We start from the raw sequence: 20,445 nt of genomic DNA on the forward strand, positions 1-20,445 counted from the left end.
ACCGGGACGATCAACCGGTGACGCCCTCGCCCAGGCCCGCCACCGGTCCCACCACGACCACGGCGGGCGGGTTGATCCCCTGCGCGCGCACCTCGTCGGCCACGGTGGCGAGCGTGGCGCGCAGCGAGCGCTGGATGCGCATCGTGCCGTCCTGCACCACCGCGACGGGTGTGTCCGCGGGGCGGCCGCCGTCGATCAGCGCCGCGGCGAAGGCGCCGATCCGCTCCACGGCCATCATCAGCACGATCGTGCCGCGCAGCCGCGCGAGCGCGGGCCAGTCGACCAGGCTGCGCGGGTCGTCCGGCGCCACGTGGCCGGACACCACCACGATCTCGTGCGCCACCCCGCGGTGGCTCACCGGCACGTCGGCGACGGCCGGGGCGGCGAACGCGCTGGTGACCCCGGGCACGACGGTGACGGGCACGCCCGCATCGGCGCACGCGAGGGCCTCCTCGAAGCCGCGGCCGAAGACGTAGGGGTCGCCGCCCTTGAGCCGCACCACGAACTTGCCCGCCCGCGCGTGCTCGATCAGCAGCTCGTTGATCCGCGCCTGGTTCATCGCCCGGCCGTAGGGGATCTTCGACGCGTCGACGACCTCGACGTGCGGGGCGAGGGAGTCGAGCAGGTCGCGCGGGCCGAGCCGGTCGGTGACCACGACGTCGGCGCGCGCCAGCAACCGCCGGCCCCGCACCGTGATCAGCTCCGGGTCGCCCGGCCCGCCACCGACGAGCGCGACGCCCGGGTGCACCGGCTCGGCGGCGTCGTCCACGACCCCGGCGTGCAGCGCCTCCACCAGCGCCGTGCGCACGGCGGCGGAGCGGCGCGGGTTGCGGCCGGCGAGCACGCCGACCGTGAGCCCGTCGTGGCTGCCGACGGCCGGGGTGACCGCGCTGCCCTCGGGGGCGTCGTCGGCGCGCACGCAGAACACCCGCCGCTCGAGCGCCTCCGCACCCACCGCGGCGTTGACGGCGCGGTCGTCGGTGCAGGCGATCGCGTACCAGGCGCCGTCGAGGTCACCGGACCGGAAGCCGCGGGCGGTCCAGCGCAGCTCGCCGGCCGTGGCCATCGCCTCGACGGCGGGCGTGACCTCCGGGGAGACGACCTCCACGTCGGCACCGGCAGCGAGCAGGCCGCCGAGGCGTCGCTGGGCCACCACACCGCCGCCGACCACGACGACGCGGCGACCGGCGAGGTCGAGCCCGACAAGGTAGGGATCCACGGTGAGCATCATCCCGCCTTGACGTGTCCGTGGCCGTGCCCATGACCGTGGCCGTGCGCCGGGTCGTCCGGGTGGTGGTGGGGGGTCTGCGCGGCGCCGAGCTTGTCCTCGAAGCCGGGCAGCAGCACGCGGTAGGCGCAGGTGTCGCAGTTCATCCGGATGTCGCCCTGCAGGGCCTCGCGGTAGCGCTCCAGCACGAGCTCGGCCAGCTCGGGGCAGTCACCGATGTGCGGGGCGACGCGCACGTCGACGTCCGGGTGCGCGGCGGCGAACGCGCGGGCCTGCTCCCCGACCCGGCGCGGCAGCACGCCGTCGAACAGGAAGTAGGGCGCCACCACCACCCGCCGCGCGCCGAGCGCCCGGCACCGGGCCAGCCCGCCGGGCACGTCGGGACCGGTCAGGGAGACGAACGCGGGCTCGACGAAGTCGTAGCCGCGGCCCTCCTGCAGCAGCCGGGCCACCTTGCAGACCTCGGCGTTGGCATCCGGGTCGGTGGAGCCGCGGCCGACGAGCAGCACCGCCGTGCCGTCGGCGGGGGCGACCTGCGCGATCCGGGCCTCCACCGCCTGCTGCAGCAGCGGGTGCGGGCCCAGCGGCCGGCCGAAGACGTAGCCGGTGGCCGGGTCGCGCACCACCTCGCGCTGCAGCGCGGCGGGGATGTCGCCCTTCGCGTGGCCCGCGGCCACGAGCACCATCGGCACGGCGGCCATGGTCGTGGCCCCGCGCGCCGACAGCTCCGTCCACGCCTCGTGCACGGTGGGGGCGGACAGCTCGATGAACCCGCCCGCCACGCCGATCCCGTCGGCCTCGAGCAGCCCGCGCATCCGGTCGGTGAACCCGACGAACTCGGCCACCCCGGTGGTGTCCACCGTGCCGTGCCCGACGAGCAGCAGCGGCGCGCTCACGCGGCCCCCTCGGCGTAGAGCAGCGCGTTGACGGCAGCGGCGGCGACCGCCGCCCCGCCGCGTTCGCCGCGGTTGGACACGGCGGGCAGCCCCGACGCACGCAGCGCCGCCTTGGCCTCGACCGCCCCGACGAACCCGACCGGCAGCCCCACCACCAGCGGGGTGTGCAGCATGCCCGCCGCGGCGCAGCGGACGAGCTCGGCGAGCGCGGTGGGCGCGTTCCCGATCGCCCACACGGCCCCGTCGGGGTGCTGGGCGACGGCGGCGCGGATCCCGGCCGCGGAGCGCGTGAGCCCCGGCTCCGGCGCGGGCGCCAGGTCGAGGGCGACGGTCGCCGGCCGGGCGGTGACGCCGGCGGCCACCATCCGCACGTCCGTGATCAGCGGCGCCCCGGCCAGCAGGGCGGCCCGGCCGGCGCGCAGGGCGTCCTCGGCGGCGACGAGCTCGCCCGCCCACGTGGGGTCGGCGCTCGTGTGCACGACGCGCTCGACGACGGCGCGGGTGAGCGGTGGCAGATCGGTGGTGTCGAGCCTGCTGCGCAGGATCTCGTACGACTCGAGCTCGATGGGATGCACGGCGGCGCGCGCGTTCATGTGCTCCTCCCCGGGTGTCCACGCCCGGACGGGGTCGGGTGGGTGGTGTGCCGCGCGAGGTCTGGCTCCCTGCCGGGTGGCAGGTGACAGTGGCGGGACCGCCCCGGGCTCGCACCGGGTTCCCACGCGGCCGGTCGAGCCTAACCCCCCTCGGCCCCCGCTCCCCCGTCCCGTGCGCGATGTCGCATCGCCGACCACGTCGGCGTCCGTAGGCAGCCGCTCAGCGCGCCGGCGACCAGGCCTCGAGCTGCGCCGCGATCTTCTCCATGTCGTCGAGGGTGCCGGCGGCGACGGCCAGGACCAGGTCCACCACCTCGTCCTGGCCGGTCACGACCCGATGACCGTTGATACCGAGGAACACGGCGGTGGCCGCCCAGGCCAGCCGCTTGTTGCCGTCGAGGAGCGCGCGATTGCGAGCGATCGAGTGCAGCACCGCGGCCGCTTTCAGGTGCAAGGTCGGATAGGCATCGCTGCCGAAGACCGTGGCCCGCGGCCTGCCGAGCGCCGACTCGAGGAGTCCGATGTCTCGCACGATCGGATCGCCCTCGACCGCCGCGTCGGCGATGACCAGCCGGGCGTTGCCGCGGCGCGCGACGTACTCCCGCAGGGCAGCTCGCGCCACCTCCTGCATGGAGCGCGACTCGATCTCGGCCTGCGCGCGCAGAGCCTCGGTCTCCTCATCCGTGAGCCGCAGAGTCATGGCCATGCCTCGATGGCACCGCGGTGATACCACTCAACTCCAGCGATATCCCCGCGGCGTCACCATCCGCCCCGCCACCATCCGCGTGGCCGAGGACCCGACCACCACGGTGGTGAGCATGTCCACCTCGGCCGGGTCGAACTCGGACAGGGGCGCGGTCCACACCCGCTGCCCGCTGCGGCTGGCCTGCCGCACCGCCCCGACCGGCGTGGACGGCGGGCGGTGCGCGCGGAACGCGTCGAGGGCGGCACCGAGCTGCCAGTGCCGGTCGCGGCTGCGCGGGTTGTAGAAGCAGGTCACGAGGTCGGCCTTCGCGGCCGCGGCGACGCGCCGCTCGATCACCGGCCACGGCGTGTGCAGGTCGGACAGCGAGATGAGCACGTGGTCGTGCCCGAGCGGCGCGCCGAGCAGCGCCGCGGCCGCCAGCGCCGCCGTGACGCCCGGGACCCCGACGACCTCGATGCCCGGTCCGGCCTGCTGCAGCGCCGGGCTCGCCATCGCGTAGACGCCCGCGTCCCCGGAGCCGATCAACGCCACCGCGTGGCCCTTCGCGGCGAGCGCCACGGCGTCGGCGGCGCGCTGCTCCTCGTCGCCGAGCCCGCTGGCGCGGATCTCGGTGCCGGGGCGCAGGTGGTGGCGGACCTGCTCGACGTACTGGTCGAGGCCCACCACCACCGACGCGCGGCGCAGCTCGGCCTCGGCGCGGGGGGTCCGCAGGTCGGCGGCGCCCGGCCCGAGGCCGACCACCGCGAGCCGGCCGCGGGGCCGGATCCGCGCGGCCGCGACCGTGACGTTGTCGCCCTTGACCTTCTCGACCACCAGCTCGACGGGAGCCCCGCCGCCCAGTTCGCCGGCGGCGTGCAGGGCCGCCGCCTCGGCGACGCTCGCGGTGCCGACCTCGGCCCGCACCACCTCGCTCGGGTTCGGCACGGCGACCTGCGCCAGCACCTCCGCCGGGTACGTCCGCAGCTCGTCGGGGGCGATGGCGGCGAGGATCCCGGCCTCGTCCGCCTTGAGGTCGACGCTGGCGTACGCCCGCACGGCGCGCAGGTCGAAGCCGTGGTCGGCCTCGATGCGCCGCAACGCCGAGGCGACGGCCTCACCGGACACGCCCCGGGCGGACCCGATGCCGACGACGAGCGTGCGCGGCACGACCCGGACCGCGGCGTCCTCGCCGAGGCGGTCGGTGACGACGATCCGCGTGCCGGCGGGGGTGCCGGCGGGGGCGCCGGCATGGTGGCTTTGCTGGCCGATTACGCCAGTAAAGCCACCATGCTGGCGTTGGGTCAGGGGCGGCAGCGGCACCCCCAGCGGGTTCTCCACCACCGCGGTGCCGTCCAGCAGCGCGCGGCCTGCCGCCGCGGCGTCGCCGTCCACCACCGCGTCGAGGGTGGCGGCCAGGTCGTGCACACCGGTCGCCGCCGTGGCGTCGGACGCCGTGGTGACGACGGGCTCGGCACCGAGCAGCGTGCCCACCCGCTCGGCGAGGGCGTTGGCGCCGCCCTCGTGCCCGCCGGTGAGCGCCACGGCGAAGCGGCGGGCCTCGTCGACGCAGACCACGCCCGGATCAGCCCGCTTGTCGCCGAGCAGCGGAGCGATCAGCCGCACGGTGGCGCCGGTGGCGAGGAAGAACACCGCGGCGTCCAGCCGGGGCCACAGCTCGGGCAGCTCGTCGAGCGCGTGCAGCCGGGCCTCCAGCGGGGCGGCGACCTCGGCCGCGGCCCGCCGGCCCGCGTCGGTGACGGCGAACAGGGCGATCATCGCTCTCCCCAGAGGATCGTGATCGGGTTGGTGGCGGCCAGGCGCACGGAGCCCCCGGGCAGGTCGGCGAGCCGCGACGCCGCGAGCTGCGCCCCGGCCACGGTCATGCCCGCGGCCTGCAGCGCGGCGCGGGTGGGCGCGATCCGGTCCAGCGCCGCGAGGGCCACGACCACGCGCTCCGGTCCCGCCCCCGCGGCCGCGGCGACGACGTCCGGCCCGCCCCCGCCCACGAACACCGCGTCCGGCCGGGGCAGCCCGGCGAACGCCGCCGGCGCCTCGTCCTCGACGACCCGGACGTCGACGCCGTGCGCGGCCGCGTTGGCGGCGATCCGGGCGGCGTCGTCGGGGCGTCTCTCCACGGCGAGGGCCGCGGCGCCGAGCCGGGCGCACTCGACGGCGACCGACCCGGACCCCGCCCCGACGTCCCAGACGAGGGCACCGGGCCGCGGGGCGAGCCGGGCCAGCACGAGCGCCCGCACCTCGGCCTTCGTGACCATGCCGGCGCGGTGCTCGAACGCGTCGTCGGGGAGCGCCCACCCGCCGGCCGGGGGCACGGGCTCGCCGCCCGCCCACCAGCCCCGGGCCGGCACCGCCGACGGGTCGCGGAGGCTGAGCACGACGGTGAGCGGGTGCCAGTCGCGGCGGGCGGCCTCGGCCGGGGGCAGCTCGACGAGCCGCTCCCCCGGGCCGCCGAGGTCCTCGGCCACGACGAGCGTGCGCGGCCACCCCAGCAGCGCGGCGCCGATCTCGGCGGGGCCCGCGCCCGGTCCGGTGAGCACGGCGACGGCGGGGCGCGCCCGGCAGACGTTGACCGCGCGGTGCAGGTCGCGCCCGTGCGCGCTCACGACCGCGGCGTCGTCCCACGAGCGGCCGAAGCGCGCGAACAGCTGCTGCACGCTGGAGAGCGCCGGGAACACCACCGGCGCGTGCCCGGCCGCGCGCAGGAGCCGCACGATGCCGAAGAACCCGGGATCGCCGCTGGCCAGCACGACGGCCCGGCGCCCGGTCAGCTGCCGCAGGGCAGGCTCGACCGGCCCCAGCACCACGCGCTCGGCCGACGGCGGCACCGCGACGGCGTCCAGGTGTCGCGCCGCCCCGGCGACCACCTCGGCCCGCGCGATCGCGTCGCGGGCGGGCGCCGGGAGCGCCCCGCCGTCGATCCCGACGACCGTCAGCACCGCGCCGCCCGGCTGCAGAGCGGACGGCGCGTCATGACGAGCGGCGCGCCGCGCGCAGGGCCTTGCGGGCCGCCGGGTCCGGCTTGCGGAACGTGTGGAAGTGGCCCGGGTGGTAGAGGTGGCTGCGCGTGCCCGCGGCGCCGAGCGCGGGCCCCACCAGGAACAGGGTGTGGCGCCACAGCTTGTGCTCCTTGCAGACCTGCTCGACCTCGTCGAGCCGGCAGCGCAACGTCAGCTCGTCGGGCCAGCTGGTGCGGTGGGCCACCACCACCGGGGTGTCGTCCGCGTAGCCGCCCGCGCGCAGCTCGGTGACCATCTGCCCGGAGCGCGCCGCCGACAGGAAGATCGCCATCGTGGTGCCGTGTCGGGCGAACTCGCGCAGCTTCTCCTTCGGCGGCATCGGCGTCTTGCCGCCCTCCAGCCGTGTGAGCACCACCGACTGCGCCACCTCGGGGATCGTGAGCTCGCGGCCCGCCACCGCGGCGGCGGCCCCGAACGCCGAGACCCCGGGCACGATCTCCACCTCGAGGCCGAGCTCCTCGGCCGCGTCGTACTGCTCCTGCACCGCGCCCCACAACGACGGGTCACCGGAGTGCACGCGCGCGATCCGCAGCCCCTCGGCGGCCGCGCGGCGGTAGAGGGCGAGGACGTCCTCGTGCGCGATCTGCGAGGAGTCCACCAGCTCCGCGTCGGGCCGCGCGTGCTCGGTGACACACTCCGCCATCACCAGGCTCGCCGCCCAGATCACGACGTCGGCCTCGGCGATCCGCCGCGCGCCCCGCAACGTGATGAGGTCGGCCGCACCCGGCCCGGCACCCACGAACGACACCTTCCCGCGCTCCACGCCGGTCAGTCTGTGCTGCGCGCGGCCGTGGAGTCCATCCGGCCGGGCGGAGTGCGACGTTGCGCACTCCGCGCGATCACGCCGGCCGCAGGGCCCGCAGGGCCGTCTCGACCGCCGCGTCGGCGTAGCCGTCCAGCGGCTCGTCGCCCATCAGCACCACGCAGTCCTGCAGGCCGCCGAAGGCGATGATCGCGCGGACCCGGTCAGCGGGCAGGTCGCTGCCGACCAGCGCGCGGTCGACCTCGAGCCGCCGCTGGAGCACCGCGGTGAGCAGCCCCAGCCGGGCGAGCACGGCGGGCTCGCGCAGCACGCTCTGCAGGAGCCGCCGGTTGCGGTGGCACAGCGCGAGGTAGCGACGCAGCAGGTCGGGCGCGTCGTCCGGGCCGGCACCGCGGGCGTGGCGGAGGAAGCCCTCGAGGTCCTCGACGAGGGGCCGGGCGAGCGCGGAGAGCAGCTCGTCCTTGGACGGGTAGTGGTAGTAGAGCGCCGCCTTCGTGATGCCGAGTCGCTCGGCGATCTGGCGGAGGCTGGTCTGCTCGAACCCGTTCTCGGCGAACAGCTCCAGCGCGACGGCGCGGATGTCCTCCCTGGTATCGGCGTTGCGACGCGGCACGGCGCGAAGCCTAGCGGCTTATTTACTTGCCGCCCGGTCAGTAGCTACTTACCGTGCGGCAAGTAGGCACCTGGGAGGAGCGAGCATGACCCGCACAGTCCTGATCTCCGGCGCGAGCATCGCCGGGCCGGCCCTCGCGTTCTGGCTGCACCGCCACGGACTCCGGCCCCTGGTCGTGGAGCGCGGCGCGGCCGTCCGCGGGGGCGGCTACCCGATCGACGTGCGCGCCGCCGCCGTCGACGTCGTCGACCGCATGGGACTGCTGCCCGCGGTGCGCGCTGCCCATGTCGCCACCCGGCACACCACGATCGTCGACGCCCGAGGCCGCCGGATCGCGCGGATCACCCCGGAGGATTTCACCGGCAGCCCCGAGGGCCGCGACGTCGAGCTGCCCCGCGGCGACCTCGCCCGCCTGCTGCACGAGCACACCCGCGACGACGTCGAGTACCTGTTCGACGACGCCGTCACCGTGCTCGAGCAGGACGCGGACGGCGTGCACGTCACGTTCGCCCACGCCGAGCCGCGCACCGTCGATCTCGTGGTCGGCGCCGACGGGCTGCACTCGGGCGTCCGCGCACTCGCGTTCGGGCCGGAGGCGCGCTACCGCCACGACCTGGGCTTCGCCTTCGCCGGCTTCTCGGTGGCCGACCGCGGCGGGCTCGACCGCGAGGTGCTCGTGCACAACGCGCCCGGCCGGATGGCCGGCTGCTACGCGCTCCCCGGGCGGAACGGGCTGATCGGGGTGCTGGCCTTCGCCACCCCGCCGGGGTTCGTGGTGGACCACCGTGACGTCGCCGCACAACGCGACACCGTCGCCGCGGCGTTCGAAGGCGGCGGCTGGGAGGTGCCCCGCCTGGTCGCGGCCATGCGCACCGCCGACGACTTCTTCTTCGACACGGTGAGCCAGATCCGGATGCCGGCGTGGAGCGCGGGCCGCGTGGCGCTCGTGGGCGACGCCGCGTACGCCCCCGCCCTGCTGTCCGGCCAGGGCACCAGCCTCGCGCTCGTCGGGGCGTACGTGCTCGCCGGCGAGCTGGCCGCGGCGGTCGGCGGCCACACCGCCGCCTTCGCCGCGTACGAGCGGCTGCTGCGCCCGTTCGTGGAGCGCAACCAGCGGCTCGCCACGTCCGGCGGCGACGCGTTGATCCCGCGCTCGCGCACCGCCCTCTGGGTGCGCAACCGCGTGCTCGCCGCGCTCCCCCACCTCGGACCGCTCGAGCGGCTGTTCACCGGCCGGGTCGACGAGGCGGCGAGCTCGTTCCCGCTGCCCGGCCACGGCGCCCCCGTTGCAGCACGGCCGCCCTCCCCTCGCGACGACGGGTGAGGGTGGCCGTGCTGCACACCGGGCCCCGGTTACCCCCCGGCGCTGCGGGCGAAGCGCGCCACCGCGGCGGGATCCCCCGCGGGGTGCGTGTGCAGGAACGACGCGTGCACGCCGCCCGCCACGAAGCCCTCCGGGTCGCCACCCCGCCAGCCCCACGCCGGCGCGGCACCCGCCCGCGGCGTGGCCGACCAGCGGTGGAATTCGTGCCCCGGCACCCGGGCACCCGCCGGGTGCAGCACCGAGTCGGCGAGCGCCACCGCGTCCCGGTAGCCGAGGGTGAGCCGCTCGGCGCGGGTGGCGGCGGCGGGAATCACGCCGCACATCGGCGTGCCGTCGAGCGTCTCGCACAGGTAGAGCAGCCCGCCGCACTCCGCGTGCACCGGCGCCCCGGACGTCGCGAGCTCCCGCACCGCCGCGAGCAGCGCAGCGTTCGCCGCGAGCTCGGCAACGTGCTCCTCGGGGAAGCCGCCCGGCAGCACGAGCCCGCGCGTCCCGGCCGGCAGCGCGGTGTCGCGCAGCGGGTCGACGACCACGGGCTGCACCCCGGCCGCCGCCAGCAGCTCGACGTGCTCGGTGTAGCCGAACGTGAACGCCGGCCCGCCGAGCACGGCCACGACGGGCGACCCGGGCACCTCGGTGCGCACGGCGTCGGCGGGAGACCACGCCGGGCCGTCCGGCAGCGGTGCTGCCAGCGCCACCACCGCGTCCAGGTCGACGTGCGCGGCCACCAGTTCGGCCATCGCGTCCACGGCGGCGTGCGCCGCGGCGCCGTGCTCGGCCGCCGTGACGAGCCCGAGGTGGCGCGACGGCACGGCCAGGGCGTCGCGTCGCGGCAGTGCCCCGAGCACCGGCAACCCGGCTTCGTCGGCCGCGGCGCGCAGCACCTCCTCGTGCCGGTCGCTGCCCACCCGGTTGAGCACGACCCCGCCGATCCGCAGCGCCGGGTCGAACGACCGGAACCCGTGCAGCAGCGCGGCGAGGCTGCGCGACTGCCCGCGGCAGTCGACCACCAGGAGCACCGGGGCGCCCAGCAGCGCGGCCACCTCGGCGGTGGACCCCGCGCCGTCCGGGATCCGGCCGTCGAACAGGCCCATCACGCCCTCGACGACGGCGACCTCGGCGCCCGCCGACCCGTGGCGGGCCAGCGGGACGATCCGGTCGGTGCCGACGAGCACCGGGTCGAGGTTGCGGCCGGGTCGGCCCGCGGCCAGCGCGTGGTAGCCGGGGTCGATGTAGTCCGGGCCCACCTTGAACGGCGCCACGGCCGTGCCCCGCCTGCGCAGCGCCGCCATCAACCCGGTGGCGACCGTGGTCTTCCCCGAGCCCGACGCCGGCGCCGCGACGACGAGCGCGCGGCTCACTGGTGGCCGAGCACCGGGTGCGGCACGTACGGCGCCTCGAGCGCGGCGATCTCCTCGGCGGAGAGCTCCAGGTCGACCGCCGCCACCGCGTCCTCGACGTGGCCGGGCTTCGTGGCACCGACGATCGGTGCGGTGACCGCCTCCTGGTGCAGCACCCAGGCCAGCGCCACCTGCGCCAGCGGCAGGCCGCGCGCCTTGGCGACGTCGGCGACCGCACGCACGACCGCGTCGTCGGACTCGGTGTACATCCGGTCGGCGATCGGGTCGCTGGAGGCCCGCGTGGTGGTGCGCTCCTCGGGCAGTCGCGCGAGCCGGCCGCGCGCCAGCGGGCTCCACGGGATCACCCCGACCCCCTGGTCGAGGCACAGCGGGTGCATCTCCCGCTCCTCCTCGCGGTAGATCAGGTTGTAGTGGTCCTGCATGGAGACGAAGCGGGTCCAGCCGGCGAGGTCGGCCGTGTGCTGCGCCTTCGCGAACTGCCAGGCGAACATGCTGGAGGCGCCGATGTAGCGGGCCTTCCCCGCGCGCACGACGTCGTGCAGGGCCTCCATCGTCTCCTCGATCGGCGTCTCCGGGTCCCACCGGTGGATCTGGTACAGGTCGACGTGGTCGGTGCCCAGCCGCCGCAGCGACCCGTCGATGCTCGCCATGATGTGCTTGCGCGACAGGCCGCGGTCGTTCGGCCGGTCGCTCATCGGCATGAACACCTTGGTGGCGAGCACGTAGTCCTCGCGGCGGGGGAAGAACTCCCGCAGCAACGTGCCGGTGACCTCCTCGCTCACGCCGAGCGAGTAGGCGTCGGCGGTGTCGAAGAAGGTGACCCCCGCATCCACCGCGCTGCGCACGAGCGGCCGTGACGCGTCGAGGTCGAGCACCCACTCCCGCCAGCTCGGCGTGCCGTAGCTCATCATTCCCAGGCAGATCCGGGAGACCTGCAGGCCGGTCGCGCCCAGTCGCGTGTACTCCATGCGGTCTGTCTACTCCAGTCGCCGAGCCGGGGGCCAGGAAAGCCACATTCAAGGCCCGAGCGGCCCTGAATGTGGCTTTCCTGAACTCCCGGGATGCGCACCCTCGACTAGCGTGGGCCCATGGACGTCACCGATGCCCCCGACCAGCGGCGCTACGAGGCCCGCATCGACGGCGAGCTCGCCGGCTTCACCCAGTACCGGGCCTCGGACCGGATCGTGACGTTCCTGCACACGGAGGTGCAGCCCGGGTTCGAGGGCAAGGGCGTGGGGAGCGCGCTGGTGCGCGGGGCGCTCGACGACGTGCGCGCCCAGGGCAAGAAGGTGCGCCCGGTGTGCGAGTTCGTGAAGGGCTACATCGAGAAGCACCCCGACGACTACGGCGATCTCGTCGACTCCGCCGCCTGAGCGCTCACCACTCGATCCCGCGCTGGCCCTTCTGGCCGGCGTCCATCGGGTGCTTGACCTTGGTGGTGGCCATGACGAGGTCGGCGGCCTCGATCAGCTCGGGCGCGGCGTCCCGGCCGGTGATCACCACGTGCTGGCGGCCCGGCCGGGCGGCGAGCACCTCCACCACCTCGCGCACGTCCACCCAGCCCCACTTCATCGGGTAGGTGAACTCGTCGAGCACGTAGAGGTCGTGCGCCTGCCTCTCGAGGCGGCGGCGGATCTCCGCCCAGCCCTCGGCGGCCGCGGCGGCGTGGTCGTCCTCGGAGCCCTTCTTGCGGGTCCAGGACCAGCCCTCGCCCATCTTGTGCCACTCGACGGGCCCGCCCTCGCCGGTCTGCTCGTGCACCCGGCCGAGCGCGCGGAACGCGGCCTCCTCGCCGACCTTCCACTTGGCCGACTTCACGAACTGGAACACCCCGATCGACCAGCCCTGGTTCCAGCCGCGCAGCGCCAGCCCGAACGCCGCGGTGGACTTGCCCTTCATCTCGCCGGTGTGCACGACGACCAGCGGCCGGTTGCGGCGCTGGCGGGTGGTGAGCCCGTCGTCGGGCACCGTGGTGACCTGCCCCTGCGGCATGCTTCCCTCCTCCGTCGGGCCGTGAGTGGATACGAGTGCTGGAGCACCCGTATCCACTCACGACAGCTCGTCAGGCGGCTCGAGCGGCGCGGACGACGCCCGCCACCTGGTCGGCCGACAGTTCGGCGAGACCCAGCACCGGGCCCTGCGCGGCGGCGGCCACCCGCGTGGCGAGGCCTAGGCGGACCGGGCCGCTCTCGCAGTCGACCACGATCGTGGCCACCCCGTCGGCGGCGAGCAGGCCCGCGGCGCCGCAGGCGTCGGCCACCGGGTCGCCGCCGGGACGGGCCGCCACGGTGGCGCGGCCGTCGGTGAGCAGCACGAGCAGCGCGCGCCGCCGCGGGTCGCGCAGGCGTTCGACGCGCAGCACGGCCCGGGCGCGCAGGAGCCCCTCCGCGAGCGGTGTGCGCCCGCCGGTGCGCAGCTGGGCGAGCCGGGTCTGGGCGGTGGGCACGCTCGAGGTGGGCGGCAGCACCAGCTCGGCGCCACCCGCCCGGAACGACACCAGCCCGACCTTGTCCCGCCGCTGGTACGCGTCGCGCAGCAGGGAGAGCACCGCCCCGCTCACCGCGGCCATCCGCTGCCGGGCGGCCATCGAGCCGGAGGCGTCCACGGCGAAGAGGACGAGGTTGCCCTCGCGGCCCTCCCGCTCGGCGCTGCGCAGATCGCCCGCGTGCAGCCGCAGCCCGGCGCCGGTGCGGCCCCGACGGTGCTGGTGGGGCGCGGCCGCGGCGATCGTGGCCGGCAGGTGCAGGTCGGCCGCGCGCCGCGGGACCGCACCGGACGCGCGGACCACCCGACCCGTGTCGGTACGGGCGCGGGACCGGCGGCCCGGCGCCCCCTCCCCGATCCCCGGCACCTGCAGCAGCCGGGCGCGGAACGGCGCCGACGCGGGCGGCGTGGACCGGGGCGTGCCGTCACCTGCCGGGCGCGGGGCCGCGCCGGCGTCGGAGTCCGAGCCGGAGCTCGGCGGGGCGCCCTCCCCCGGGTCCGGCGCGCCGCCGCCGTCGCCGGGCCCGCCGTCGTCCGGCCCGTCCGGCGGCTCCTCCTCTGCGGCCTCCCGCAGCGCGTCGTCGAGGGCCTGCTCGTCCATGCCGGGCTCGTCGAACGGGTCGCGGCGGCGCCGGTGCGGCAGCGCGAGCCGCGCCGCGACGCGCACGTCCTCCTCGGCGACGGTCTCCGCGCCGCGCCAGGCCGCGTGGGCCACCGCGCCGCGGGCGATCACGAGGTCGGCGCGCATCCCGTCGACGTCGAAGGCGGCGCAGACGGCGGCGATCCGGCGCAGCTCGGTGTCGGGCAGCACGACCGCGTCCACGCGCTCCCGGGCCTGCGCGATCCGCCGGGCGGTGGCCTGCTCCTGGTCGGCCCAGGCGGCGGCGAACCCGTCGGGGTCGGCCTCGAACGCGAGCCGGCGGCGCACCACCTCCACGCGGGTCTCGACGTCGCGCGCGGCGCGCACGTCCACGGTGAGCCCGAACCGGTCGAGCAGCTGGGGGCGCAGCTCCCCCTCCTCCGGGTTCATCGTGCCCACCAGCAGGAACCGCGCCGCGTGCGAGACCGAGACCCCGTCGCGCTCCACGTGGGCGCGGCCCATCGCGGCAGCGTCGAGCAGCAGGTCGACGAGGTGGTCGTGCAGCAGGTTGACCTCGTCGACGTAGAGCACGCCCCGGTGGGCGTCGGCGAGCAGGCCGGGCTGGTAGGCGCGCACACCCTCGGACAGCGCGCGCTCCAGGTCGAGCGATCCGACGAGGCGGTCCTCGGTGGCCCCGACCGGCAGCTCCACGAGGCGGGCGGGGCGGGTCTCGGCCGCGACGGTGCCGGGGTGCGGCCCGTCCGGGCAGGCCGGATCGGGGGCGCCGGGCGCGCAGCCGAACCGGCAGCCGGGCACCACGTCGAGCGCGGGGAGGAGGGCGGCGAGCGCGCGCACGGCCGTGGACTTGGCGGTGCCCTTCTCGCCGCGCACGAGCACGCCGCCGACGCCCGGGTGCACGGCGTTGAGCAGCAGCGCGAGCCGGAGGTCGTCGTGCCCGACGACAGCGGAGAAGGGGAACTGCGGACCGGTCACCCGGGCGAGCCTGCCAGACGGGTGGTCACGACCGGGAGGTCCGCGGCCACACCGTGATTGATGACATGTTCAAGTGAGCTGATGTCGAGGTGTTCCTCGACGAGGTCGGCGAGCACGTCGAGCTGGGCCGCCCGCTCTGCGGCGAACACGGTGTCCGGGGCCGCGACGAAGCCGGTTCGGCCCGCCTGCCCGGCGGCGCGGCGCAGCAGGGCGCGGCGGAACCCGTCGTTCTCGAGCAGGCCGTGCCAGTGGGTGCCGAGGACGGCCCCGGCGTCCGAGCCCTCGCCGTCGAGCAGCGGCGGGTCGCCACTGCGGACCACCCGGCCGTGGTGGATCTCGTAGCCGCGCACGGGCTCGCCCCACGCCGTGCCGGTGGGGTTGCCCAGGTGCTTCTCGGCGTCGAACGCGATCTCCAGGTCCAGCAGACCGAGGCCCTCTGCGTCGCCGCCCTCCACCCGGTGCGGGTCGGAGATCCGCTCGCCCAGCATCTGGTACCCGCCGCAGATCCCCAGCACCGGGCGACCCGCGCGGGCGTGCGCCACCACCGCGTCGGCCAGAGCGGTGCGGCGCAGCCAGGCCAGGTCGTCGACCGTGGCCTTCGAGCCGGGCAGCACCACCAGGTCGGCGTCCTCCAGCCGCGAGGGCTCCGTGACGTACCGGACGGCCACACCGGGCTCGCACGCGAGCGCCTCCGCGTCCGTCGAGTTCGAGATGCGCGGCAGCCGCACCACGGCCACCCGCAGCCACTGCGAGCCGCGCGGTGGCGCGGGCCGGCCGAGCACGCCGTCGGCCACGGCCGACAGCGAGTCCTCCGCGTCGAGCCAGAGCCGTTCCTCCCACGGCAGCACGCCGAGGGTCGGACGGCCGGTGAGCGCGGCGAGCTGGTCGAGGCCGGGCGCGAGCAGCGCCGGGTCACCGCGGAACTTGTTCACCACGAACCCGGCGACGCGCGCCTGGTCGGCGGCGTCCAGCACGGCGAGGGTGCCGAAGAGGTGGGCGAGCACGCCCCCGCGGTCGATGTCGCCGACGATCACCACCGGCAGGTCGGCGGCCTGCGCGAGGCCCATGTTCGCGATGTCGCTGCCCCGCAGGTTGATCTCCGCGGGCGAGCCCGCCCCCTCGCAGACCACCACGTCGAACCGGCTGCGCAGGTCGGCGAGGCTCTCGGTGACGACGTCGAGCAGCGCCGCCTTGCGCTCCTGGTAGGAGCGCGCGCTGACGGTGCCGTCCACCCGACCGCGCACCACCACCTGGGAGCTGCGGTCGCTGCCCGGCTTGAGCAGCACCGGGTTGAACGCGACGCTCGGCGCCAGGCCGCACGCGAGCGCCTGCACGGCCTGCGCGCGGCCGATCTCCCCGCCGTCGGGGGTGACGACCGAGTTGTTCGACATGTTCTGCGCCTTGAACGGCGCCACCGCCACGCCACGGCGCGCGAGCAGCCGGCAGATCCCGGTGACCAGGGCGCTCTTGCCGGCGTCCGAGGTCGTTCCCGCCACCAGCAGAGCCCCGCGCACGGCGTCAGTATGGTCGGGGTGTGAAGTTCCTCCTGCGTCCCGGGTGGATCGCGCTCGTCGTCGCGGTCATCGGGTTCGCGGCCGCCGCGTTCACGCTGCTCGCCCCGTGGCAGTTCGGGCGGGAGGAACAGCGCGAGGCCCAGCAGCGCGCGATCGACGTCGCGTCCGCCACCCCACCCGTCCCCCTCGTCGAGCTGGTGCCACCCGGGGAGCAGGTGGCGCCCGACGACGAGTGGCGGCAGGTCACGGTGCAGGGCACGTTCGTGCCCGACGGCGAGGGACTGGTGCGCCTGCGGGTGGTGGACGGCCAGCCCGCCGTGGAGGTCCTCACCCCGTTCCGCACCTCGGACGGGCGACTGTTCACCGTGAACCGCGGTTCGGTCGCCGCCGCGTCGGGGGCGTCGGCGCCGGACGTCGCGGCCGCTCCCACCGAGCTGGTCACGCTCACCGCGCGGCTGCGCCTCGACGAGACCGACCCCCAGGGCCGCGCGGCGATCGAGTCCGACGGGCACCGCCAGGTCTACGCCGCCGACTCCCGCGCGCTGGCCGCCGCCACCGGCATGCCGCTGGAGCCCGGGTTCCTGCAGCTCTCCGACGGCCAGCCCGGGGTGCTGCGCGCCCTCCCGGTGGCTCCGACCACCGGCGGTGGCGCCCCGTTCACGAACTTCTCCTACGCCTTGCAGTGGATCACGTTCGGCGTGATCGCGCTGTTCGCCCTCGTCTACTTCGTGCGCCTGGAGCTGCTGCAGCGCCGCGCACCGGACCGAGCGGCCCTGCGCCGCGCGCTCGCCGGGGACGACGACGACCGCGCGGCGCCCTAGGTCTGGCCAGCTCGCCGGTACGCCTCGGCATCCCGAAGGGGACGGGACCGGAGATCCGGGTGCGCGTCCTGTGCCGCCGGCTGCGGAAACGCGGCACTGGGCCTGCGGAACGCGGAACTCGGCCCACCAAACGGGAGACTCGCGGCCGGGCGGTGCGCGAGTCTCCCGTTCTGAGGCGCGAGTCCCGCGTCCGGCGGGGCGAGTGGCGCGTCAGCCGATGACCGTCCCGGTGCGGGCGAGAGAACACCACCGGGGGCGCGGGTCGGACGCATGGAGCGGACTCAGTCGTCGAGAGCGCCGCTCGGTTCCTTCCTCGGCGGGCTTTCGGATCGATGCCATCGTGCCGCTCAGCGGAGCACAAGGGTGAGCGCCTCGCGCCAAGCGTCAGCCATTGGGCTTTTCGGGTGAACCGCTGGGAGCTGTCGGAGGAGCCCCGGTTCTGTCAGGGTGCGAACGCATGTTCGAATCATGGCCGGGGTGGCAGCACTCGCCGACCGGGCGGTGGCACTCCCGCCCGGCGCGCAGCTGGCTGCCCTCCTGGAGGAGCTGGCCGGTACCGGGGTGCCGAACGCGCGGCGGGTCGAGGTGCTGCAGGCCCGGTCGCGGCAGCTGGCGCACGAGCAGGCCCTGTTGTTCGCCGAGCTGGTCGAGGTCGCCCACACCGTCGCCCTCACCGATCTGCACGGCGAACCCGACGAGACCGTGGCCCGGGCCGCGGAACGGTTCGAGTGGGCCGCCCACGAGATCGCCGCCGGCCTGGCCTGGACCCCCACCGCCGCCGACCGGGAACTGGAGTTCGCCACCGCGCTGGTCGAACGCCTCCCCCTGGTCCAGCACGCCCTGCGGCACGGCCGGATCGGCCGGGGCAAAGCGCGGGTGTTCACCGACTACCTCGACCCCGCCACCGGCGACGTCACCGAGGCGCAGGCCCGCCTGCTATGCGAGAAGTTCGTGCCACTCGCACCCGGGCTGACCACCAAGCAACTCGCCGACCGGCTGCTGCGGGCGTTGCAGGCCATCGACCCCGACCTACGGCGGCGCCGCTACGAACGCGCCGTCCAAGCCCGCGGCGTCGCCCTCTACCTGGACCCGCGCACCGGCACCGCCACCCTCACCGGCAACGGCCTACCCCCCGACGAAGCCGCCGCCGCAGCCACCCGCCTCGACCGGCTGGTCGACACCGCCAAACGGGCCGGGCACCCCGGCACCCGCCCACAGATCTCCGCCGACCTCTACCTCGGCATGCTGGGCGGCACCTTCCACGGCCTGAACGAACAACAGATCATCACCCGCCTGCTCCACCGGCGACGACCCGAGGACCACCACACGCCCGAGAGCCACCGCGACCCCGAGACCGAGGAGCCCGCGGCTGCCGGGACCGGCGCTGCCGCATCTGGCGCTGCCGCATCTGGCACTGCCGCATCTGGCACTGCCGGGTCCCCGAGCGCCGACCCCGGGGCTGCCCAACCCGAGACCGCGGCTGCGACTGTCTCAGGCGCTGCTGCTGCCTCGGGTGTCGCTGCCGCTGGCTCTGGAACCGCTACGGCTGCTGACATCGCTGGCGCTGCCGGCGCTGGCACCAGCTCTGGTGTCAATGGCGCTAGCTCGGATGCTGCTGGTGCGCCTGCGTCCGGCGTCGCCCCGGCTGTGGTTGGCACTGGTACGGCTACTGGTGGCGCCGCTGGGTCTGGTGGGACTGGAGCTGCTGCCTCCGCGGGGGCCGGTGGCGGGGAGGCCGATCGGGGCGCCGTCCGGGAAGGCATCGAGATCCAGCCTCGGCCTGGCCACCGCGGCCGGGCTCGACGAGCGGCCCGGCGAGATCCCCGGACTCGGCCCGATCGGCGCCGCCGTCGCCCGCGCCGCGATCACCGCACAACACCGCGGCGCGGCCTGGCGGTTCGCCGTCGTCGACACCGCCGGCTACCTCCTGCTCGCCGGACCGCTGCGCCGCCGCCCCCACAGCACCAGCCGGGCACCCGCGGTCCGCGGCGGCGTGGTCGAACTACACCTCACCCTCGCCGAACTCCAACACCACACCACCCACCCCGACCCCCACCTCCCCGGATGGGCCGGCGTGCTGGCCGAGATCACCGCCGCCTGGGCCGACCGCGACCGCCTCCGCCGGCTTCTGACCGCCCACCCACAGGCCCGGTTCGCCCGCGGCCAACTCGCCGACCACATCCGCATCCGCGACCCCCACTGCATCGGCCCCGGCTGCACCCGCCCGGCCCGGCGTTCCGACCTCGACCACACCCGCGAGCACGGCCGCGGCGGACGCACCCTCGCCGCCAACATCGGGCCCGCGTGCAAGCGCCACCACCCCGACAAGGACCGCGGCTGGACACTCGACCAACCCGAACCCGGGATCTTCGTCTGGATCAGCCCGCTCGGGCGCACCTACCGCACCCGCGGAGAACCCATCCGCCCCGACCTCCCCGACCCCGACCCCGCACCCGAAAACACCGAGACAACAGAGGTCACCGAGGAGAGCGCCGCACAGCTGGACCGCCGGTTGCGCCGCTGGGAACAACGCATCCTGGAACCATCCGTTACCCGGACACCCCGGCCACCACCCGAGCCGGAGCAGCCGCGCGACGACGAGCCGCCGCCGTTCTAGCGATCGCCGCAGTCAGCCCCGCGGCCAGCACCGCGGCCGCCGCGCCCACCAGGCGCGACAGCCGTGCGGCACGGGCCAGATCGGCGGGAGCCGGGGCGGGCCCCGTGCCGAGCCGGGGGCGTTCCTCCACGCCGTGCGGGTACACGGTGCGCCCGCCGAGCGTGACGCCGAGCGCGCCCGCGGCTGCGGCCTCCACCGGGCCGGCGTTGGGGCTGGGATGGGCCGCGCCGTCGCGGCGCCACGCGCCCAGCGCCGCCCGCGGCGAGCCGCCGACGGCCGGGGCGAGCGCCGCCACGAGCAGCGCCGACACGCGGGCGGGCCCGAGGTTGGCCACGTCGTCGAGGCGCGCGGCCGCCCAGCCGAAACGCCGGTACCGCGCGGACCGGTAGCCGACCATGGCGTCGAGGGTGTTCACCGCGCGGTAGGCGAGCAGGCCAGGCACCCCCGCGACGGCGCCCCACAGCAGCGGCGCCACCACCGCGTCGGACGTGTTCTCGGCCATCGACTCGGTGCCCGCCCGGGCCATCCCGGCCGCGTCGAGCGCCGCCGGGTCGCGCCCGCACAGCGCAGGCAGCCGGGTGCGGGCGGCCGGCAGATCCCCCGCGGTGAGCTCGCGGGCCAGTGCGGACCCGTGCCCGGCGAGGGAGGAGCCACCCAGGACGGCCCACGTCGCGAGCGCGGTGCACGCCACCCCGGCGAGCGGCCGCCTGGCCGTCACCCGCTCGGCGAGCACACCCAGCGCCGCGGCGCCGCCCACGAGCAGGCCGGTGTACAGCACCCCCGCCGCCCGGCGGTCGGCGTAGCAGCGGGACTCGACGGCAGCCGCGACGCGGCCGAACCCCGCGACGGGGTGGCCCCGGCGCGGGTCGCCGATCACCGCGTCGGCCAGCGCCCCCAGCAGCAGCCCGGCGGGCCGGACCCACCAGTGCGCGCCCACG

General features: G+C 76.2%; 19 protein-coding genes. 4 read left to right on the top strand and 15 right to left on the bottom strand.

The features are described from left to right. Positions 1-10: 10 nt before the first annotated feature. The 8 genes from cobA to ACFPL3_RS31615 form a co-directional block, all read right to left on the bottom strand. Positions 11-1,228 (bottom strand): uroporphyrinogen-III C-methyltransferase, encoded by a 1,218-nt coding sequence (cobA, locus tag ACFPL3_RS31580; protein WP_343943389.1) that lies wholly within the window; start codon positions 1,226-1,228, stop codon positions 11-13. Beyond that, a complete protein-coding gene (locus ACFPL3_RS31585) occupies positions 1,228-2,124 on the bottom strand; it encodes a sirohydrochlorin chelatase (protein WP_343943386.1) in 897 nt (298 codons plus the stop codon). The genes cobA and ACFPL3_RS31585 overlap by 1 nt, the downstream gene beginning before the upstream one ends. After that, positions 2,121-2,717, bottom strand: a complete 597-nt coding sequence (locus tag ACFPL3_RS31590; RefSeq protein ID WP_343943385.1) for a precorrin-8X methylmutase — start codon at positions 2,715-2,717, stop codon at positions 2,121-2,123. Before ACFPL3_RS31590 ends, ACFPL3_RS31585 begins: the two co-directional genes overlap by 4 nt. Positions 2,718-2,937: 220 nt before the next feature. After that, on the bottom strand, positions 2,938-3,423 hold the full coding sequence (locus tag ACFPL3_RS31595) for a Fic family protein (protein WP_343943384.1): 486 nt from the start codon (positions 3,421-3,423) through the stop codon (positions 2,938-2,940). A gap of 27 nt (positions 3,424-3,450) precedes the next feature. Then, entirely contained in the window at positions 3,451-5,178 is a 1,728-nt protein-coding gene (gene cobJ, locus ACFPL3_RS31600) for a precorrin-3B C(17)-methyltransferase (protein ID WP_343943383.1), read from the bottom strand. After that, a complete protein-coding gene (gene cbiE, locus ACFPL3_RS31605; protein ID WP_379589887.1) occupies positions 5,175-6,356 on the bottom strand; it encodes a precorrin-6y C5,15-methyltransferase (decarboxylating) subunit CbiE in 1,182 nt (393 codons plus the stop codon). The genes cobJ and cbiE overlap by 4 nt, the downstream gene beginning before the upstream one ends. Positions 6,357-6,387: 31 nt before the next feature. Next, positions 6,388-7,200, bottom strand: a complete 813-nt coding sequence (cobM, locus tag ACFPL3_RS31610; RefSeq protein WP_343946980.1) for a precorrin-4 C(11)-methyltransferase — start codon at positions 7,198-7,200, stop codon at positions 6,388-6,390. A gap of 76 nt (positions 7,201-7,276) precedes the next feature. Next, positions 7,277-7,813: a TetR/AcrR family transcriptional regulator gene (locus ACFPL3_RS31615; protein ID WP_343946981.1), complete on the bottom strand. Its 537-nt coding sequence runs from the start codon at positions 7,811-7,813 to the stop codon at positions 7,277-7,279. Positions 7,814-7,898: 85 nt separating this feature from the next. Between ACFPL3_RS31615 and ACFPL3_RS31620 the strand changes: the two genes are divergently transcribed. Continuing rightward, positions 7,899-9,137, top strand: coding sequence for an FAD-dependent monooxygenase (locus ACFPL3_RS31620; protein ID WP_343946982.1), 1,239 nt, complete (start codon positions 7,899-7,901; stop codon positions 9,135-9,137). Between the two features lie 29 nt (positions 9,138-9,166). Here ACFPL3_RS31620 and ACFPL3_RS31625 read toward each other — a convergent pair whose 3' ends face one another. Continuing rightward, positions 9,167-10,498 carry a cobyrinate a,c-diamide synthase gene (locus ACFPL3_RS31625; protein WP_343946983.1) on the bottom strand — a complete coding sequence of 444 codons (1,332 nt, stop codon included), beginning with the start codon at positions 10,496-10,498 and terminating at the stop codon, positions 9,167-9,169. Then, the gene (locus tag ACFPL3_RS31630) at positions 10,495-11,466 is read right to left on the bottom strand and encodes an aldo/keto reductase (protein ID WP_343946984.1); all 972 of its coding nucleotides are present in this window, start codon (positions 11,464-11,466) and stop codon (positions 10,495-10,497) included. The genes ACFPL3_RS31625 and ACFPL3_RS31630 overlap by 4 nt, the downstream gene beginning before the upstream one ends. Positions 11,467-11,586: 120 nt before the next feature. On the opposite strand from ACFPL3_RS31630, the gene ACFPL3_RS31635 reads away from it, so the two are divergent. Next, positions 11,587-11,871, top strand: coding sequence for a GNAT family N-acetyltransferase (locus ACFPL3_RS31635; protein ID WP_343946985.1), 285 nt, complete (start codon positions 11,587-11,589; stop codon positions 11,869-11,871). 4 nt (positions 11,872-11,875) lie between these two features. Here the strand turns inward: ACFPL3_RS31635 and cobO are convergent, their stop codons facing one another. The 3 genes from cobO to ACFPL3_RS31650 form a co-directional block, all read right to left on the bottom strand. Further along, positions 11,876-12,490: a cob(I)yrinic acid a,c-diamide adenosyltransferase gene (gene cobO, locus ACFPL3_RS31640; protein ID WP_343946986.1), complete on the bottom strand. Its 615-nt coding sequence runs from the start codon at positions 12,488-12,490 to the stop codon at positions 11,876-11,878. 70 nt (positions 12,491-12,560) lie between these two features. Further along, positions 12,561-14,555: a putative cobaltochelatase gene (locus tag ACFPL3_RS31645; protein WP_379589894.1), complete on the bottom strand. Its 1,995-nt coding sequence runs from the start codon at positions 14,553-14,555 to the stop codon at positions 12,561-12,563. Further along, a complete protein-coding gene (locus ACFPL3_RS31650) occupies positions 14,552-16,069 on the bottom strand; it encodes a cobyric acid synthase (protein WP_343946989.1) in 1,518 nt (505 codons plus the stop codon). The genes ACFPL3_RS31645 and ACFPL3_RS31650 overlap by 4 nt, the downstream gene beginning before the upstream one ends. A gap of 20 nt (positions 16,070-16,089) precedes the next feature. Here ACFPL3_RS31650 and ACFPL3_RS31655 point away from each other — a divergent pair, with 20 nt between their 5' ends. Next, positions 16,090-16,890 (top strand): SURF1 family cytochrome oxidase biogenesis protein, encoded by an 801-nt coding sequence (locus ACFPL3_RS31655; RefSeq protein ID WP_343946990.1) that lies wholly within the window; start codon positions 16,090-16,092, stop codon positions 16,888-16,890. A 384-nt stretch (positions 16,891-17,274) separates the two neighbouring features. Here ACFPL3_RS31655 and ACFPL3_RS31660 read toward each other — a convergent pair whose 3' ends face one another. Further along, positions 17,275-17,739: a hypothetical protein gene (locus tag ACFPL3_RS31660; RefSeq protein WP_379589896.1), complete on the bottom strand. Its 465-nt coding sequence runs from the start codon at positions 17,737-17,739 to the stop codon at positions 17,275-17,277. Positions 17,740-18,499: 760 nt separating this feature from the next. Here ACFPL3_RS31660 and ACFPL3_RS31665 point away from each other — a divergent pair. Then, entirely contained in the window at positions 18,500-19,507 is a 1,008-nt protein-coding gene (locus tag ACFPL3_RS31665) for an HNH endonuclease signature motif containing protein (protein ID WP_343946991.1), read from the top strand. On the opposite strand, the gene ACFPL3_RS31670 is transcribed toward ACFPL3_RS31665, so the two are convergent. Further along, entirely contained in the window at positions 19,440-20,444 is a 1,005-nt protein-coding gene (locus ACFPL3_RS31670; protein WP_379589898.1) for a cobalamin biosynthesis protein, read from the bottom strand. The genes ACFPL3_RS31665 and ACFPL3_RS31670 overlap by 68 nt on opposite strands. Position 20,445 lies beyond the last annotated feature (1 nt).

Source organism: Pseudonocardia zijingensis (assembly GCF_042657305.1).
GTDB lineage: Bacteria > Actinomycetota > Actinomycetes > Mycobacteriales > Pseudonocardiaceae > Pseudonocardia > Pseudonocardia zijingensis.